We start from the raw sequence: 16,204 nt of genomic DNA, 5'->3' as shown, positions 1-16,204 counted from the left end.
ATCTTGTCGACAGCAGTCCTCATATTATCGAAGATCCCACGCTGGGGCACGCCGCCCAGCACCCTGAACGCCTGCGTCAGCGCGTCGAACAGCATCTCATGGGTCTGCAGCAGATAGGCTCGGACGATGAAGGCGCGGCTATGCGCCAGTTTGGTATGGGCGACCTGTAGCTTCGTCGGCTTGCCATCCAGCACGGCATAGTCCTCGCTCCAGTCGAACTGGAATGCCTCGCCAGGCTGGAAAACCAGGGGCACGAATGTTCCACGTCCGCTGGTCTGCTGCTCATACTGCAGCTCGGTCCGCCACCGTCGGGCAAAAGCGGCAACCCGGTTATAAGAGCCATCGTATCCCAGCTCGACCAGATCAGCATGCAACTGCTTGGCAGTCCGCCTTTGTTTACGGGACTTCTTGGATTCCACTCGCAACCAGGCCGTCAGCTTCTCGGCGTAAGGGTCGAGTTTGCTCGGCCGGATCGGAACCTTGAAGCTCGGCTCAATCGCGTCAGAACGCAGATATTTGCGGATGGTATTGCGGGACAGGCCGGTCCGCCTCTTGATCTCGCGAATGGAGATCTTCTGCCGGAAATGCCACCGGCGGATCACACTGAGTAAGTCCATGTTGATCACTCCACGACCCTCCGACTGGCAGCCGGAGGCGAGGGAAACATGGGTCAATTCTCAATGGTAATTTATACGTCCCCCGGGTCACATCTCAGTGGCAATCAACACTCAGACGGAATTTTCAGTCTGATTATTCATCCAACCAGCGAAGCCGCGAAGCATCACTTCAGCGTGCACTGACAAAATTTTTGCAATACATGTTTCCGGACGTGCTCTGCCGCACCAACATAAAGCTTCGGCATCGAGGCAGGGTGCTGACGGACGTCGACCTAGCTGCCTTCGATCCCATCTATGGCGACCTGATGCTGTTTCAGCTCAAACACCAAGATACACCTGGTCCAGACCTCAAGGCGGAAAACTCAAGAATGCCGCGATTTCTGCGAGAATGCACCGAATGGCTCGATGTCGTGGCGGATTGGCTCGGCACCGCCGATGAGACGACCCTGCGGAATGCCTTTCGACTCCCGCGAGGCGCCAAGATATCGAGGGTCAGGAAACTCATCGTCGCCAGGCACCATGCCTACCCACTTGCGGGAACCAGCATCGACGAGAATACAGCGTATGCCACTTGGATGCAGTTTTACAACGCTGGACAGGTGATGATCGCAAGGCAGGGTAATCTCAGGTCCATGAACGGTCTTTACGCGATTCTGCGCGAGCACGTTGTCAGGGCCCCCGTCCGCCACCATCACGAGGTGCAGCCAAAGCGGTTTCGCTTGCACGACCTGGAATACGAAATCGTCCAGCGAAAAAACTAGACGTGAGATTCCTTGGCAAGAGCTGAAGCGCTGGCTGTCCCGTAGTTCCGTGCAAACCGTCCACAAGCATCCAGCCTTTTCCACGCCTTCAGATCGTGCTGATGTTGCATATGTAGATGTTCTAAGTCGATGATATGACTGGGAAATAAACCGCTTAATCGCCCAGCTGCAAAGCTCTTCTGGGCATTTTTCTTCAACGTAGTAGCCTCTGCGTAAGCGCGTCCTTCGCGTCCGCCGTTTTCCTACTTTTTCCCTCATCGCGGACTCAAACTTTCGACCGAATGAGACAAAAGTTTTTTGGGGGCCTGTGTGGGGGCAGGATGACGCATTATTCGAAAAAGATTGTTCTAATTCAGTTGCTTACCCAACAACATCGAGTCACGTAAGCGCACCACTTCTTCGCATATCGATAATCAGGCCAGTTCGGCGAAACGCGCTGGTTGGTCTCCGGGTTGCCAGGGGGGCAGGCGGAGCATTGCTGCGGTGAAGAGGGCGGAGTTGAGGTAAGCATGCAGCCATGCCTGAAGGCGTGGTAGGGATTGCATCTCGAACCATGTCGGTTCCACTGCGGCGAACTGGCGGACGAAGGGCATGATTGCTGCGTCGGCCAGGCCGGTACGGGGGCCGCAAAGATGAGCGTTTTCGGCAAGCCGCGCTTCCAGCATGCGCAGGAACGTCAGACCGCTCTCGCGATGGGCCGTAGCGTCGCTACCGTGTCGGTGGGGATATTTGTAGCGATCGAGGTCGTGCTTGAACGGGCCGTCATTGGCGGCAATCAACGCTGCATCGTCGCTCGCCAGCCAACCTGCGGGATCGTTCCGCTTCAAGGCCCAGCGCATGATATCGAGGCTCTGGTCCATTACCGTGCCGTCCGCCAGCACCAGAACCGGCACCGTGCCCTTGGGCGAGGCTTCCAGCATTTCCGCCGGCTTGGCCGAGAGCTTCACTTCGCGCAGTTCGCACGTCGTGCCGCTCACCAGCAGCGCCAGCCGCGCCCGCATGGCGTAAGGACAGCGGCGGAAGCTGTAGAGGATCGGGTCAGCCGGCATCGGTCTCCGTCTCGGCTTTGCGCACGGCCCCGACGTGAAGCTCGCCCCTCTCGGCGGCCAGTGCTTCCTGGCGGTGACGCTCGCGATAGGAGGCGCGCTGTTCGTCGCTACGCTCCTGATGGCAGGCCGGGCAGCTCACACCTTCCTCGTAGAGGGGCGAGGTCCGGTCCTGGGCGTTTACCGGGCGGCGGCAGGCGTGGCACAGCGCATGGCTGCCCTGCACCAGGCCATGACCGATGGTAACGCGCTGGTCGAACACGAAACATTCACCCCGCCACAGGCTTTCTTCCTCGGGCACCGTCTCCAGGTACTTGAGGATGCCGCCCTTGAGGTGAAAGACTTCATCGACGCCCTCCTGCTTGAGGAAGGCGGTGGACTTTTCGCAGCGGATGCCGCCCGTGCAGAACATCGCGACTTTCGGCGGCCTTCCGCCCTCGCCCTTTGCCGCCAGCAGCTTGTCGCGTTCGGCGCGAAACCATGCAGGGAAGTCGCGGAAAGTGGCGGTGCGCGGGTCGACGGCGCCGGAGAAGGTCCCGACCGCCACTTCGTAATCGTTGCGGGTGTCGATCACGATAGTATCGGGATCGGAGATCAGGGCGTTCCAGTCCTGCGGCTCGACATAGGTCCCGACTACCGAGAGCGGATCGATATCGGGCTGGCCCATGGTGACGATTTCACACTTGAGGCGGACCTTCATGCGGTGGAACGGCATGGTCTGCGCACCGGACAGCTTCACGTCCACCTCCGCGCAGCCCGGCAGCGCCCGCACATGGGAAAGCACCTGCTCGATGCCTTCGTGGCTGCCGGCGATCGTCCCGTTGATGCCCTCCGCGGCGAGCAGCAGCGTGCCCTTGATGCCCTGCTCTTCGCACAGCGCCAGGAGCGGCGCGCGCAAGGCTGCGGCATCTACGAAGCGGGTGAACTGATAGAGTGCTGCAACGCACACGGGTTCGGAAACGGGGACGCGACCGGACAGGTCGCCGGAATCGTTCATTTGAGCACAGCCATTCTGCATAGCGGCGGCCCTTAGCGCAAAATCGCGGAAGAATGAATGCCGCCGCTACGACGACGCCCCGGCAAGCTGGGCTGGCCGGGGCGTTTCGGAAAGGGCGACGGCCAGGCGGCCGTCACTTCTTACTGACAGGCAAGGCACTCGTCGTAGTCGGTCGTCTCGCCGATCTCGAACTTGGGCGCTTCGGGCGTGTTGTCCGCCTCGACGCCGCCGCCCCCCGCGAAGCCGGCGCGCTGCACCGACTTCGAGCGCAAGTAGTAGAGCGACTTGATGCCCTTCTCCCAGGCCTGGAAGTGCAGCATCATCAGATCCCACTTGTCGACGTCGGCCGGGATGAACAGGTTCAGCGACTGCGCCTGGTCGATGTAGGGCGTGCGATCGGCTGCGAATTCGAGCAGCCAGCGCTGGTCGATCTCGAAGCTGGTCTTGTAGACCGCCTTCTCGTCCGCCGTCAGGAAGTCGAGGTGCTGGACCGAGCCGCCATGCTCCAGGATCGAATTCCACACATTGTTGGAATCCTTGCTCTTCGAGGCGAGCAGCTTCTGGAGATAGGGGTTCTTCACCACGAACGAGCCCGAGAGCGTCTTGTGCGTGTAGATGTTCGCCGGGATCGGCTCGATGCAGGCGGAAGTGCCGCCGCAGATGATCGAGATCGACGCGGTGGGCGCGATCGCCATCTTGCAGCTGAAGCGCTGCATCACGCCCATGTCGGCAGCATCCGGGCACGGGCCGCGCTCGTTGGCGAGCAGCAGCGAGGCCTCGTCCGCCTTGGCGGCGATGTGCTGGAACATCTGCATGTTCAGCGCCTTGGCCATCGCGCTCTCGAAGGCGATGCCGCGCTTCTGGAGGTACGAGTGATAGCCCATCACTCCCATGCCGACCGAGCGTTCGCGCGCCGCCGAATAACGGGCGCGGGCCATCTCGTCCGGGGCGCGGTCGATGTAGTCCTGGAGGACGTTGTCGAGGAAACGCAGCACGTCTTCCACAAAGCGCTTCTCGCCCTTCCACTCTTCCCAGGTTTCCAGGTTGAGCGAGGAAAGGCAGCAGACGGCCGTGCGGTCGTTGCCCAGATGGTCGCGGCCGGTGGGCAGCGTGATTTCCGAGCAGAGGTTCGAGGTCGAGACCTTGAGGCCGAGATCGCGGTGATGCTTGGGCATCGTGCGGTTCACGGTATCGGAGAACACCAGATAGGGCTCACCGGTGGCGAGGCGAACCTCGACCAGCTTCTGGAACAGCGAGCGCGCGTTGACGGTGCCGCGCACCGAGCCGTCCTTGGGGCTCTTGAGGTCGAAATCGCGGCCGTCGCGCACGGCTTCCATGAAGTCGTCGGTCAGCAGCACGCCGTGGTGCAGGTTCAGCGCCTTGCGGTTGAAGTCTCCGCTGGTCTTGCGGATCTCCAGGAACTCCTCGATCTCGGGGTGCGAGACGTCGAGATAGCAGGCGGCCGACCCACGGCGCAGCGAACCCTGCGAGATCGCCAGGGTCAGCGAATCCATCACGCGCACGAAGGGGATGATGCCGCTGGTCTTGCCGTTGAGGCCCACCGGCTCGCCGATGCCGCGCACGTTGCCCCAGTAGGTGCCGATGCCGCCGCCGCGCGAGGCGAGCCAGACGTTCTCGTTCCAGGTGGAAACGATGCCCTCAAGGCTGTCGTCCACCGAGTTGAGGTAGCACGAGATCGGCAGCCCGCGCCCGGTGCCGCCGTTCGAGAGAACGGGGGTGGCAGGCATGAACCACAGCTTCGAGATGTAGTCGTAGAGGCGCTGGGCGTGGTCCTGGTCGTCCGCATAGGCATCGGCCACGCGGGCGAACAGATCCTGATACTTCTCGCCGGGCAGCAGGTAGCGGTCGTCCAGCGTTTCCTTGCCGAAGTCGGTCAGCAGGGCGTCACGCGAAGCGTCGGTGACGATGGTGAAACGGCGTGCGTTGATCGTCTTGGAATCCGGACGCGCCTTCGCGGTTTCCGGAGCGGCGGCAGCGGCCGCCAGCAGGGCGTCGGCCACAAGAGCGGCCGTGCCGGTATCGGTCTTGTCCATCGCGATTGCCGGGCTCTCGCCCGCCTCCTTTTCCTTCTTCGCCGCCTTCTTTGCGGGCTTGGCCGCTTCGGACTTGATCCGTTCCAGCTTCACCGGCGCCGGCTGCACGTCTTCCGCCTTGGGAGCCGGCACAGAGGCCGGGGCTCTGGGCGAAAGTTCGAAACCGGGCATTTCAACCTGCCCATCATCCTGAGTCATATCTGCCTGCATCACGTCGGAGCTGCTCGTGTCAGCTTCGTTTCCGTTCCTGAAATCCAAAATGTCGCCCCCGTCTTGCTCAAGCCGGATCATCTCCGGCGTCATAGAAGCGCCAAGAAGCGCGTTCAGCATGGCACCGGAGCCGGCAAACGCCCGCTTGCGATTCGGCGGAGGCGAAAAGCCAACCGCAGTACCACAAGCAGGCACAAACAGAGAACGATTTCCCTGTCGACCTTTGCTGCGACTCTGGCGCGCGCTCTTCGCGGAAAGCTTAGACCACCGGAAAACCGCCTTTCGGAGCACCTGACTGCCCAAGGACGATTTCTCAAGGTTTAGATGCCCCGCGACCAACGCGCCACAACCCATAGTGCCTGTTCTGAATTTTGACGCAAGAGGGGTAGCCTGTGGGAAAGCCCGGCAAGTCTTGCCGCATCCCGTCCGCAGCAACCTCGCGACGCGTGGGAACTCCTTCACTAGGCTTCCGCGCAAGACCCTATTTCGGCGCTGCCGCTAAAAATTTTTCCACATAAAAGGGCGGCCAGACGAATCTCTCATGCGACGAGCCGTGCCGCGCGTTTTTCGACATTTCCCTTCCGTGGAGCGACTTGCGCGAACACGGCGCGTTCGGCGCGGCTCATCGCGCTTGCGGTAGAGGAACGATTGCAACCGTCCTGTCGCTCGCGGCTTCTACGACAGCCGGAACAAGCAGATCCCAAGGACCACTCGATCCATGATCAACATCATCACCGCCATCATCAGCGGCCTCGTCATCGGCGTGCTGGCGCGATTCTTCTACCCCGGCGCCGTGGACATGGGCTGGATCGCGACGATCCTGCTCGGCATCGGCGGTTCGCTGGTTGCGGGGCTGGTCACGACGCGCGGCCAGGGTGACTTTCAGCGGGGCGGCTGCCTGGCCTCGATCATCGGCGCCATCGTGCTGATCTTCCTGGGGCGGCTGCTGAACATCTCCTTCTGACTCCATGGGGCCGCACCGCTCTTCCGCCCGAGGCGAGGGCACGTTAGAAGGCGGCCATGGCCGAGATCATCAACCTCCGCATGGCCCGCAAGGCCAGGGCGCGCGACGACGCACAGCACCGGGCGCAGGCCAGCCGCGCTCGCCACGGACGAACCAAGGCGGAGCGCAGTCTCGCCCAGGCGGATCAGGCGCGGTTGGACCGCGTGGTGGAGGGTGCGAAACTCGGTTCTTCGGACAGCGCGGAAAACTGATGCGCACGACCTATCTCGAAGCCAGCGTGCGCCTTTACCATCTCGATTCGGGGTCCGAGGGCGGCGCGGCCCATACGCTGTTCTACGGACCACTGTCCGAAGCGATGAACCTGGCTGCACTGCAAAGCGAAGACGTGCAGGACGGCCTGTTCATCGCCACGGACAACGATGTGGTGGCCTACCTCGATCTTATCGAAAACTGGTAGACCCCCGCCGCCATGGATCCGCTCAGAATCGCGCCTGGAGACCGGCTGCGAGATAGTGATCGCCGAAATTGCCCTTCACCTCGATGCGCGGGAGGATCGGCATGGCGACCGTGCCGTAGGCCCGCAAGTCGTCGCCGATCAGGCGCGCGCCCACACCGAAGCCCACCGACATCGGCAGGCGGTACATCGCCTCCACTTTGCCGAAGAACTTGGTTCCCGAATTGTCGCACTTGCCGTCAGAGACCCGGTCTCCGCTCGATTTGCTGAAGCACTGCGAATCGTCGCTGAAGTAGCCGGGATGATCGCGGTGGTGGAAGAACACGCCGGCCGCCGGGGTGATGCTGAAGCCGCCGTCCGAGATCACCGGCACGCCCAGGGCAAGTTCCCCGCCCCAATCGCCTTCCGAGCGCGCCACGTTGGCCTCGGCCGTCACTTGCGCGGCAGCCGGTGCGGCGGCGGCGAACAAGGCAGCCGGAACGGCGACGATCGCAAGGGCGGTAGAACGGAATTTCATGACATGTCCTTGATGCGTGACAGGGGGAACTTAGCCTGCGAGGACTAGGATTCCCGCCGAGTGCAGCGCAAGGTGGCCCGATTCGGTTTACCCCGGGCATGGCTCCATCCGTCCCGGCGAAGGCGGCGCTCCCGTCACCGGAGCGGCTCCCTCGACGGATCTGTTTTTTCGAGTTCCCACCATGGCTGACTAGGCTTCAGTCTGCCACTCTCCCAGCGCAAGAGCCAAGGAGATCCCATGAACGGCACCGTGATAGCCCTCGGCGTGGCTTTAGGGACAGCGCTAGGCATAGCCCTCGAACACCTGCCTCTGGGTGTCGGGCTCGGCGCCGCTCTGGGGCTCGTCCTGGCTTTTGCCCTGAAAGGTTCTTGCAAGCCGAAACCGTGAACAGCGGGCCGTTTCGCCTCGCGCCTCAGGCCTGAAACACCACTTTCGTCCCTGCCGAAACCATCTGCGCCAATCGGGCAGCGTCCCAGTTCGTCAGGCGCACGCAGCCGTGGCTTTCCGTCTTGCCGATGTTCTGCGGCTCGGGCGTGCCGTGAATGCCGTAGTGCTCCTTGGACAAGTCGAGCCAGACCACGCCCACCGGACCGTTCGGCCCCGGCGGCAGGAGTTTGTCCTTGGCGTTCTTCTTGGCATCCCAGAACAGGTCCGGGTTGAAGTGGTAGTCGGGGTTGCGCGCCTCGCCCACGATCTTCCAGGTGCCGAGCGGAAGCGGATCGTGCCCGCTGCCCGTGGTGACCGGGAACTGGGCAATCAGCTTCCCGGCCTTGTCATAGGCCCTCAGCGCGCCGTCGGACTTGTCGACGACGATATGGTCGGCCTCCGGCTGCTCGCCCGCAACGCCGAGCCGCTGCAGAGTCTCGGCCCAGCCGTTCTTGTCGTCGGGAATCTGCGCCAGGGCGGCATCCGGGATGTCGGGCACGCGGATCGTACGGCCCGCGCCCAGCACGGTGCCCGGCCCGTTGAGCGCCAGCAGCGTCTCGGGCGTCGTATGGAAACGCTCGGCCAGCGCTTCGGACATGCTGCGATAGCCGAGGTGGTCGAACTCCGCCTGTCCGGCCATGTCCTTGGGCAGATCCGGGAAGAACGGCCCGCGCGCGAAGGCCCTGGGGATGACGACATTGCGGGTGGCGCTCTGCTTGTCGGAGAACAGCGCCTGCTGCGTGGCCGGATCGAGCTTGCCGCTTGCCGGAATGCCCCGTGCCTCCTGGAAGCCGCGTAGCGCCAGACCGTAAGATGCGTTTTCCCGGCCCTCGATCACGCCCGGAGAGAACCCCTGCCGGTCCAGCGCCACTTGCGCCCGCATGACAAGGCTATCGGCCGCCTCCGTCGCGCCGCCGCCGGGGGCATCGGCAAAGGCCATCGGATTGCTGGACGTCTGTCCGCCTTCGCGGCCGCCTCCGGCCGAGTCGCGGTCGCCCGAATGACAGGCGGAGAGCAGGAGAACGGCGGCAAATGAGAGCGGCAACGATCGCATGGAGCGGGCATCCTTCGATTTTTCCTCAGCCTTGTCCAACGCATGAAGGGCCTTCCGGCTTCCATCGCCTCCTGATTTCATCGCGCTGCTGTGGTCGGCGCCATTGTGCCGGAGCCTCGCTTGCCATACCGGCTGCCACGATGAGCAGGCTCGATTCCTTCTTCGCCGCGGCACTCGATCGGATCGACCGCGCCGGGCAGCGCCGCACCTTGCGCTCCGCCGCGCTCGAAGACGGCGGCAGGGTCCGCCGCGACGGGCGCAGGCTGATCGATTTCTCCAGCAACGATTATCTCGGCCTTGCCCGCCATCCCCTGCTGATGGAACGCGCCCGCGCCTGGACCGCGGCCCACGGCACCGGCTCCGGCGCCTCGCGGCTGGTGACCGGGACCAGCGAGGCCCACCTCGCGGTCGAGGCGAGAATCGCTCGGTTCAAGCGTGCTGAAGCGGCGCTCGTCTTCGCCAGCGGCTGGCAAGCGAATGCGGCGGTGATCCCGGCCCTCCTTGCGGCGGTGCCCGGTTCGGCGTCTCAAGGCGCGGCCGTCTTCACCGACCGGCTGATCCACGCCTCGATGCACGCGGGCCTCGCCATCTCCGGCACGCGGCAGCATCGTTTCCGCCACAACGACCTCGACCATCTGGAGCAGCTGCTGGCGACCCGGGGCGCCGATGCGCCCGCCCGCCTGATCCTCACCGAAAGCGTGTTCTCGATGGACGGCGACCGCGCGGATATCGTCCGGCTTGCCGAGATCGCGGCCCGCCATGACGCCTTCCTCTTCGTCGACGAGGCCCATGCCACCGGCGTGCTCGGCCCCGGCGGCGCGGGCCTCTCGGCACAAGTGCCCGGCGGGGTCGACCTTGTCATGGGCACCTTCAGCAAGGCACTGGGCGGCTTCGGCGCTTATGTCGCCGGATCGCGTGTCATGATCGACTACCTCGTCAACGCGGCCAGCGGCTTCATCTTCACCACCGCGCCGCCACCTGCCGTACTGGGCGCCATCGACGCCGCGCTCGATCTGGTGCCGGAGATGGACGCCGAGCGCGCCCACCTTGCGGCGCTGGGCGAACGGCTGCGCGCCGGCCTCGCCGCGCTGGGCATCGATCACGGCGCATCGAGCACGCAGATCGTCCCTGCCGTGATCGGCGCGGAGAGTGCCGCGCTCGACCTTTCGCGCAAGCTGGAGGAACGCGGCCTGCTCGCCTCCGCGATCCGTCCGCCCACGGTTCCGCCCGGCACCAGCCGCCTGCGCCTGGCGCTGCGGGCGACCCATGCGGCAAGCGACGTGGACGCTCTGCTGAACGCCATCGAGGCCTGCCGGTGAAACTGCTCTTTGCCCATGGCTGGGGCTTCGATCGAAGCTTCTGGAAGCCGCTGGCGGATCTGCTCGCCGACCTGCCGCACGCCATCGACGATCGCGGCTACTTCGGCAGCGCCCAGGGTGCCTTCGTGGACGGCCCGTGCCTTGCGGTCACCCATTCCTTTGGCACCATGCTGGTGCTGCGCGAACCGCCGCCGGGTTTGATGGGCATAGTCGCCATAAACGGCTTCGACCGCTTTTCCGCCCGTCCGGACCGCGCAGGCGTGCCGCTCCGCGTGCTCGACCGCATGCTACGCCGCTTCGGCGAAGACCCCCGCGCCGTACTTACGGAATTCCGCCGCCAATGCGGCGCGGATGCGGAATTCGGCGAGTTCGATGCCGTCCTGCTGCGTGAAGACCTCGTGCGGCTGCGGGACGAGGAGGCGCCGCTGCCGTCCGTTCCTGTCCTCTCGCTTCAGGGCGGGCGCGATCCGCTCCTGCCCGAGGCGATGCGGACGCAAGTCTTCCGGAATGCATCCGTTCGCCGCATGGACTTCGCCACAGGCGGCCACCTCCTACCGCTTGAAGCGCCGGAGTTTTGCGCGAAGGTCGTGCGCGACATGATCGGGGCACGACCGTGAACGTTCCTCGCGAGCGCGTCAGCCGCGCCTTTGCCGCCGCGCCGGACTACGAAGGCCACGCCCGGATCCAGCGTGACGTGGCGCGGGCGCTTGCAGTGCGGATCGCCGCCCTCGACTTGCCCGAAAACCCGCGTGTGCTGGAGATCGGCTGCGGCACGGGCTTCCTCACCGAGGCACTTGCCGAACTGGGCGGCGAATGGCTCGTCACCGATCTTTCGCCCGAAATGCTGGAGCGTTGCCGCAGCCGTCTTGGCGATCGCGCAGGCCGCCGCTTCGCCGCGCTCGACGGGGAATACGGCAGGCCCGAAGACGGCCCGTTCGACCTGATCTGCTCCAGTCTGGCCGTCCAATGGTTCGACGATGCCCCGGCGGCGCTTTCACGCATGGCCGACTGGCTGGCGCCGGGCGGGCACTTGATGTTAACGACGCTTGGTCCCGGCAGCTTCATCGAATGGCGCGCCGCGCACGAGGCGGAAGGCCTCGTACCCGGCACGCCCCGCTTTGCCAGCGTCGCCGCCTTCGGCGACCGCGTCCACACGGTCGAGCACCTCGCCGAACATCATGCCGATCCTCTGGCCTTTCTCCGCGCCTTGAAGGCGATCGGCGCCCAGACCGCCGAGTCCGGACATCGCCCTCTTTCGCCCCCTCAGTTACGCCGGGTCATGGCGAGATTCGCCCGATCCGGATGCAACGTGACTTACGAAGTCGTCACCTGCCACCTACACCGAGAACCGAAATCCTCATGAGACCGCTTATCGTCACTGGAACCGATACCGAGATCGGCAAGACCGTGTTCGCCGCCGCGCTCGCTGGCGCTCTCGGCGCACATTACTGGAAGCCGGTTCAGGCCGGCCTCGAAGAAGACGGCGGCGATGGCGATCGTGTGGGGCGGCTCTCCGGCCTGCCCGCCAGCCATATCCTGCCGGAGGCCTATCGGCTGACGACTCCCTGCTCCCCGCATCTCGCCGCCGAGATCGATGGGGTGAAGATCGATCCCGAACGCCTCGCCCTGCCGCTCGTCGATGGCCCGCTGGTGGTCGAGGGGGCGGGCGGCGTCATGGTGCCGCTGACCCGCTTGATGACATATGCCGACCAGTTCGCGCGGTGGAATGCCCCGGTGGTGCTGGTGGCGCGCACGATGCTGGGCACGATAAACCATTCGCTGCTGTCGCTGGAGGCGCTCCGGGCGCGGGGTGTGGCGGTACTGGGCGTGGCTTTCGTCGGTGATCCGGTCGAGGACAGCGAGGCGACGATCTGCGCCATGGGCGAGGTCCGCCGCCTCGGCCGCCTGCCGCGCCTCGCCTCCCTGACGCCGGAGAACCTGGCTCAGGCCTTCGCCGAAAACTTCCGTATCGAGGACTTCAGGGCATGACATCATCGGTGTGGCACCCCTTCACGCAGCATGGCCTGGAGGAGCCAGTCCCGCTCGTCACGCATGCCGAAGGCGCCCTGCTCCACACGGCGGACGGCAGGGCCGTGGTGGACGCCGTCTCCTCATGGTGGGTGACGACGCATGGCCACGGGCACCCGCGCATCAAGGCCGCGATCGCCGAACAGGCGCAGAAGCTGGACCAGATCATCTTCGCCGGATGGACACACGAACCGGCCGAACAGGTCGCCGCAGGCCTTCGCGCCATCATGCCCGAAAGCCTGACGCGGGTGTTCTTCTCCGATTCGGGATCGACCAGCGTCGAAGTCGCGCTGAAGATGGCGCTCGGCTACTGGCACTGGCGCGGAGAGGACCGCCACCGCATCGTCGTGATGGAGAACTCCTATCACGGCGACACCATCGGCGCGATGTCGGTGGGCGAGCGCGGGGTGTTCAACCAGCCCTACGCGCCGCTGCTGTTCGACGTCGGCCGCATCCCCTTCCCCGCCGCCGGAGCCGAGCAGCAGGCGCTGGACGCGCTCGAAGCGCTCTGCCGCCAGCCGGACACCGCCGCCCTGATCGTCGAGCCGCTGATCCTCGGCGCGGGCGGCATGCTGGTCTATTCGCCGGAAACGCTGGCGGCGATGCATGCCATCTGCGCCCGGTACGGCGTGCTCTTCATCGCCGACGAAGTGATGACCGCCTGGGGCCGTACCGGCACCCTGCTCGCCTGCGAACAGGCCGGGATCGTGCCGGACATCCTCTGCCTCTCCAAAGGGCTGACCGGCGGCGCCGTCCCGCTTGCGGTCACCATGGCCAGCGAGCCGATCTTCGAAGCGCACTACTCTACCGACCGCGCGCGGATGTTCTTCCACTCCTCCAGCTACACGGCCAACCCCATCGCCTGCGCCGCCGCCGCCGCCAACTTGGCGATCTGGCGCGAGGAACCGGTAATGGACCGCATCGCAGCGCTGGCCGGCAAGCAGGCCGCCTGGATCGAGAAGCTGGGCCAGTTCTGCCACTTCGACAATCCGCGCACGCTCGGCACCGTAGCCGCGCTGGACCTCAGGACCTCCGGCACCAGCGGCTACATGAGCGATCTGGCGCCGCGTCTCATGGCCTTCTTCCGGGAACGGGACGTGCTGCTGCGGCCGCTCGGGAACACGGTCTACGCCATGCCGCCCTATTGCGTCACCGACGATCAGCTTGCGCAGGTGTGGAATGCGATCGGGGAAGCGGTGATTTCGTTTTAAGCAGCACGCTCGGGCCCCTAGCGGACGGCATCGCCAAACGGTGTCCCGGATCAAGTCCGGGATGACGGCATTTCCGCCGCAGGACTGCCCAAAACGTTCACTGCACCTCAAAATGATCCGGCGAAAGCCCGGCCAACCGGCGCCGATGCATCTCCCCGAACGCCGTCTCGATCCTTCGCGTATGATCTGCGGTGCGGAACAACGGCGCCGTCAGCCGATTGGCGGAGAGACGCCGGCGCAGATCGCGCAAGCTCCTGGGATCCTGCGCCAGAGCAAGCGCCGTGGCCTCGTAGGCATCCCGGTCCGGCACCGCCAGTTCCGGCAGCCCTACGGCGTGGACCAGACTCGCCGCAACACGCGCCGCGAACTGCCGGCCCGCTATGGTAAGCACCGGTAGCCCGCTCCAGAGCGCATCGCTGGCGGTCGTATGGGCGCCGACGGCAAAGGTGTCGAGAAACAGGTCCGCCAAGGCCAGGCGCCCCAGGTGCTCGCCGTGCGGAACGCCTGCCGAGAACACCAGCCGCGCAGGATCGACGCCGCGCGCCTCGGCTTCGCGCCGCAGGTTGTCCTCCGCCCAGCGGTTCGAGCGGAGAAGCCAAAGCACGCTGCCTTCCACGCGATCGAGCAGGCGCATCCAGATAGTGAAGACATCCGGGCAGATCTTGTAGGTGTGGTTGAAGCAGCAGAACACGAAACCGCGTTCGGGCAGGCTCCAGCCTGCGCGTCCGCGTGTGTCGGGGATGATAGCGCGCCGCTCGTCGTTGGCCTGGTAGGAATGGGCCAGCCGCACGATCTTCTCGGTGAACCAGGCCTCCCCGCCCGGCGGCAGGGAGATGGAGTCGGCAATGAAATAGTCCATGCAGGGATGGCCGATGGTGCCGGGATAGCCCATGTAGCTCACTTGCACGGGCGCGAGCCGCTGGCCGAACAGCGCGGTGCGGGTGCCGCGCGTATAGCCTTTGAGATCAATGGCGATATCGAGCCCGTCCGCCCTGGCAAGATCGACGACCTGCGCATCGGTGAGGTGCCCGATTTCGATGAAGGCATCGGCATGGCTGCGAAGCGCCTGGCGCGAGGCGTCGGCATCGCGGCGGGGTCCATAGCTGTAGAAGCGGATATCGAAACGGCTCCGATCATGTTCGCGGAACAGGCCGCTCATCAGGTACATCGTCGCGTGATCGTGGAAGTCCGCCGAAAAGTAGCCGATTCGGATACGTCCATCGGCGGAGGGCGCGGGGACGGGCATGGTCTGCGGCGGCGGCCCGAACTTCACCCCCGCGCAGGCGAGCGATCGGCGGTACTGGTGCGCCGGATCGTCGAGGAAGGGGAGCGCCGCGAAAGGTTGGACAGCGGCAGCGGAAGGCCCGTCCGTCAGCGTGAACTGAGCACGATGGCTCCAGTCGCAGATGTGCGCCTCCTCGAACAGTGCCTGAAGCAGGGCGGAGCGATCGGCCGGGTCGAGCGCCCAGGCCTTGCGGAAGGCCGCGATGGCTTCCGGCAGGTCGCCCTTGAGCACGAGCGCCTTGCCGCGATTGATCATGGCCTGCGTATTGACCGGATCGGCCGCCAGCGCCTGCGCATAGGCACCGAGCGCTTCGTCCAGCCGATCGAGCAGCAGCAGTTCGCCGCCCATGTTGTTCCAGGCGAGCGCGTGATCCGGCTTGAGCGCCAGGGCCTGCCGATAAGCGGCGATCGCCTGCTCACGCGCCCCTCGCTTCGCCAACAGGTTCCCGAGATTGTAGTGCGCTTCCGTATAGGCGGGATCGAGCGCGACCGTTTTCGCGAACCCCGCTTCCGCTTCCTCCCAGCGCTCCTGAGCATCGAGCAGGTTCGCCAGGTTGAACCGCGCATCGGCATAGCCGGGTTGCCGGGCGATAACGTCGTGGTAGATCTCCTCGGCTTCGGCAAATCGATTTTGGCGCCGCAGCGTGATGGCCAGATTGTTCCGGCTGGCGGCGGCATCGGGATCGGCTTCTATGGCCCTTCGAAACGCAGCCTCGGCGGCGGGAAAAACCCCCAGCGCCAGCAGTGCGGCGCCTTGCAGATTGTGGACGGTGAAGCTCTGCGGGAACTCCGAGGCCAGTCGGGCGCCTTGGCGCGCCGCCTCTTCCATGTGGCCGGAGCGGTAGGCCGATACCATCGCATCCATCTGCTCCGGGGCGGGGTCTGCGTTCGTCGCATCCAGCGCGTCCAGCGCCGCGCGCACCCGGACATTGCGCGGAAAGCGGTTCAGCGCCTCACGATAGAAAGCCCGCGCTCTATCGGTTTCACCCCGCTTCGCTGCGCCCCTGGCCTTGATCAGCAGCGCTTCCAATCCGCTCACGTTCCCCTCCGCGAAATCTCGCGATGGGGTAAGGCGAACGAGGTTCACGGCGAATAAGCACGCCGATCAGGGCATTCGCCTAGGGCGTAAACTCATAAATGGCACCATCGAGGTTTGAGGCAAAATGGTTCAGCGCAAGGAAGGAAGCCGCAGGGATACTTCCGTATTCCAAGGTTTCCTGACGAAGCGATGGACCATTTTGCGTCAAATCCGAAGGACGCCC

Annotated in this window: 17 protein-coding genes; 10 read left to right on the top strand and 7 right to left on the bottom strand. The window is 64.9% G+C overall.

Annotated elements, in window-relative coordinates:
• Positions 1-617: IS21 family transposase (gene istA, locus L284_RS37925; protein WP_031342025.1), on the bottom strand; the 617-nt coding region annotated here is incomplete at its 3' end.
• A gap of 254 nt (positions 618-871) precedes the next feature.
• On the opposite strand from istA, the gene L284_RS37920 reads away from it, so the two are divergent.
• Entirely contained in the window at positions 872-1,378 is a 507-nt protein-coding gene (locus L284_RS37920; protein ID WP_152524683.1) for a hypothetical protein, read from the top strand.
• A gap of 413 nt (positions 1,379-1,791) precedes the next feature.
• Here the strand turns inward: L284_RS37920 and L284_RS37915 are convergent, their stop codons facing one another.
• From L284_RS37915 to L284_RS37905, 3 genes are all read right to left on the bottom strand, one after another.
• A complete protein-coding gene (locus L284_RS37915; RefSeq protein ID WP_021234594.1) occupies positions 1,792-2,427 on the bottom strand; it encodes a glutathione S-transferase in 636 nt (211 codons plus the stop codon).
• Positions 2,417-3,421, bottom strand: a complete 1,005-nt coding sequence (gene trhO, locus L284_RS37910; protein WP_031342469.1) for an oxygen-dependent tRNA uridine(34) hydroxylase TrhO — start codon at positions 3,419-3,421, stop codon at positions 2,417-2,419. The genes L284_RS37915 and trhO overlap by 11 nt, the downstream gene beginning before the upstream one ends.
• Before the next feature lie 140 nt (positions 3,422-3,561).
• On the bottom strand, positions 3,562-5,475 hold the full coding sequence (locus L284_RS37905) for a ribonucleoside-diphosphate reductase subunit alpha (RefSeq protein ID WP_235054398.1): 1,914 nt from the start codon (positions 5,473-5,475) through the stop codon (positions 3,562-3,564).
• 928 nt (positions 5,476-6,403) lie between these two features.
• Between L284_RS37905 and L284_RS37900 the strand changes: the two genes are divergently transcribed.
• Genes L284_RS37900 through L284_RS37890 form a run of 3 tightly spaced genes read left to right on the top strand, consistent with a single transcriptional unit; the run spans position 6,404 to position 7,106 of the window.
• A complete protein-coding gene (locus L284_RS37900; RefSeq protein ID WP_021234591.1) occupies positions 6,404-6,649 on the top strand; it encodes a GlsB/YeaQ/YmgE family stress response membrane protein in 246 nt (81 codons plus the stop codon).
• Between the two features lie 56 nt (positions 6,650-6,705).
• Positions 6,706-6,900 carry a DUF4169 family protein gene (locus L284_RS37895; RefSeq protein WP_021234590.1) on the top strand — a complete coding sequence of 65 codons (195 nt, stop codon included), beginning with the start codon at positions 6,706-6,708 and terminating at the stop codon, positions 6,898-6,900.
• On the top strand, positions 6,900-7,106 hold the full coding sequence (locus L284_RS37890; protein ID WP_021234589.1) for a hypothetical protein: 207 nt from the start codon (positions 6,900-6,902) through the stop codon (positions 7,104-7,106). Before L284_RS37895 ends, L284_RS37890 begins: the two co-directional genes overlap by 1 nt.
• A gap of 22 nt (positions 7,107-7,128) precedes the next feature.
• Here the strand turns inward: L284_RS37890 and L284_RS37885 are convergent, their stop codons facing one another.
• Complete coding sequence (locus tag L284_RS37885) at positions 7,129-7,620, bottom strand: hypothetical protein (protein WP_021234588.1); 492 nt, start codon at positions 7,618-7,620, stop codon at positions 7,129-7,131.
• A 237-nt stretch (positions 7,621-7,857) separates the two neighbouring features.
• Between L284_RS37885 and L284_RS48420 the strand changes: the two genes are divergently transcribed.
• On the top strand, positions 7,858-8,007 hold the full coding sequence (locus tag L284_RS48420) for a hypothetical protein (RefSeq protein ID WP_167663601.1): 150 nt from the start codon (positions 7,858-7,860) through the stop codon (positions 8,005-8,007).
• A gap of 25 nt (positions 8,008-8,032) precedes the next feature.
• Here the strand turns inward: L284_RS48420 and L284_RS37880 are convergent, their stop codons facing one another.
• Positions 8,033-9,100: a L,D-transpeptidase family protein gene (locus L284_RS37880; protein ID WP_031342465.1), complete on the bottom strand. Its 1,068-nt coding sequence runs from the start codon at positions 9,098-9,100 to the stop codon at positions 8,033-8,035.
• Positions 9,101-9,240: 140 nt separating this feature from the next.
• Between L284_RS37880 and L284_RS37875 the strand changes: the two genes are divergently transcribed.
• From L284_RS37875 to L284_RS37855, 5 genes are read left to right on the top strand one after another with little or no spacing between them, the layout of a single operon-like run.
• Entirely contained in the window at positions 9,241-10,419 is a 1,179-nt protein-coding gene (locus tag L284_RS37875) for an aminotransferase class I/II-fold pyridoxal phosphate-dependent enzyme (RefSeq protein WP_021234586.1), read from the top strand.
• Positions 10,416-11,036, top strand: a complete 621-nt coding sequence (locus L284_RS37870; protein WP_021234585.1) for an alpha/beta fold hydrolase — start codon at positions 10,416-10,418, stop codon at positions 11,034-11,036. The genes L284_RS37875 and L284_RS37870 overlap by 4 nt, the downstream gene beginning before the upstream one ends.
• Positions 11,033-11,782: a methyltransferase domain-containing protein gene (locus L284_RS37865; protein WP_021234584.1), complete on the top strand. Its 750-nt coding sequence runs from the start codon at positions 11,033-11,035 to the stop codon at positions 11,780-11,782. Before L284_RS37870 ends, L284_RS37865 begins: the two co-directional genes overlap by 4 nt.
• Complete coding sequence (gene bioD, locus L284_RS37860; protein ID WP_021234583.1) at positions 11,779-12,408, top strand: dethiobiotin synthase; 630 nt, start codon at positions 11,779-11,781, stop codon at positions 12,406-12,408. The genes L284_RS37865 and bioD overlap by 4 nt, the downstream gene beginning before the upstream one ends.
• Complete coding sequence (locus L284_RS37855) at positions 12,405-13,658, top strand: adenosylmethionine--8-amino-7-oxononanoate transaminase (protein WP_031342463.1); 1,254 nt, start codon at positions 12,405-12,407, stop codon at positions 13,656-13,658. The genes bioD and L284_RS37855 overlap by 4 nt, the downstream gene beginning before the upstream one ends.
• A 97-nt stretch (positions 13,659-13,755) precedes the next feature.
• On the opposite strand, the gene L284_RS37850 is transcribed toward L284_RS37855, so the two are convergent.
• A complete protein-coding gene (locus tag L284_RS37850; protein WP_160172133.1) occupies positions 13,756-15,981 on the bottom strand; it encodes an O-linked N-acetylglucosamine transferase family protein in 2,226 nt (741 codons plus the stop codon).
• Between the last annotated feature and the right edge of the window lie 223 nt (positions 15,982-16,204).

The organism is Novosphingobium lindaniclasticum LE124, from assembly GCF_000445125.1.
GTDB lineage: Bacteria > Pseudomonadota > Alphaproteobacteria > Sphingomonadales > Sphingomonadaceae > Novosphingobium > Novosphingobium lindaniclasticum.
This window is presented reverse-complemented; position numbering and strand designations above follow the sequence as displayed.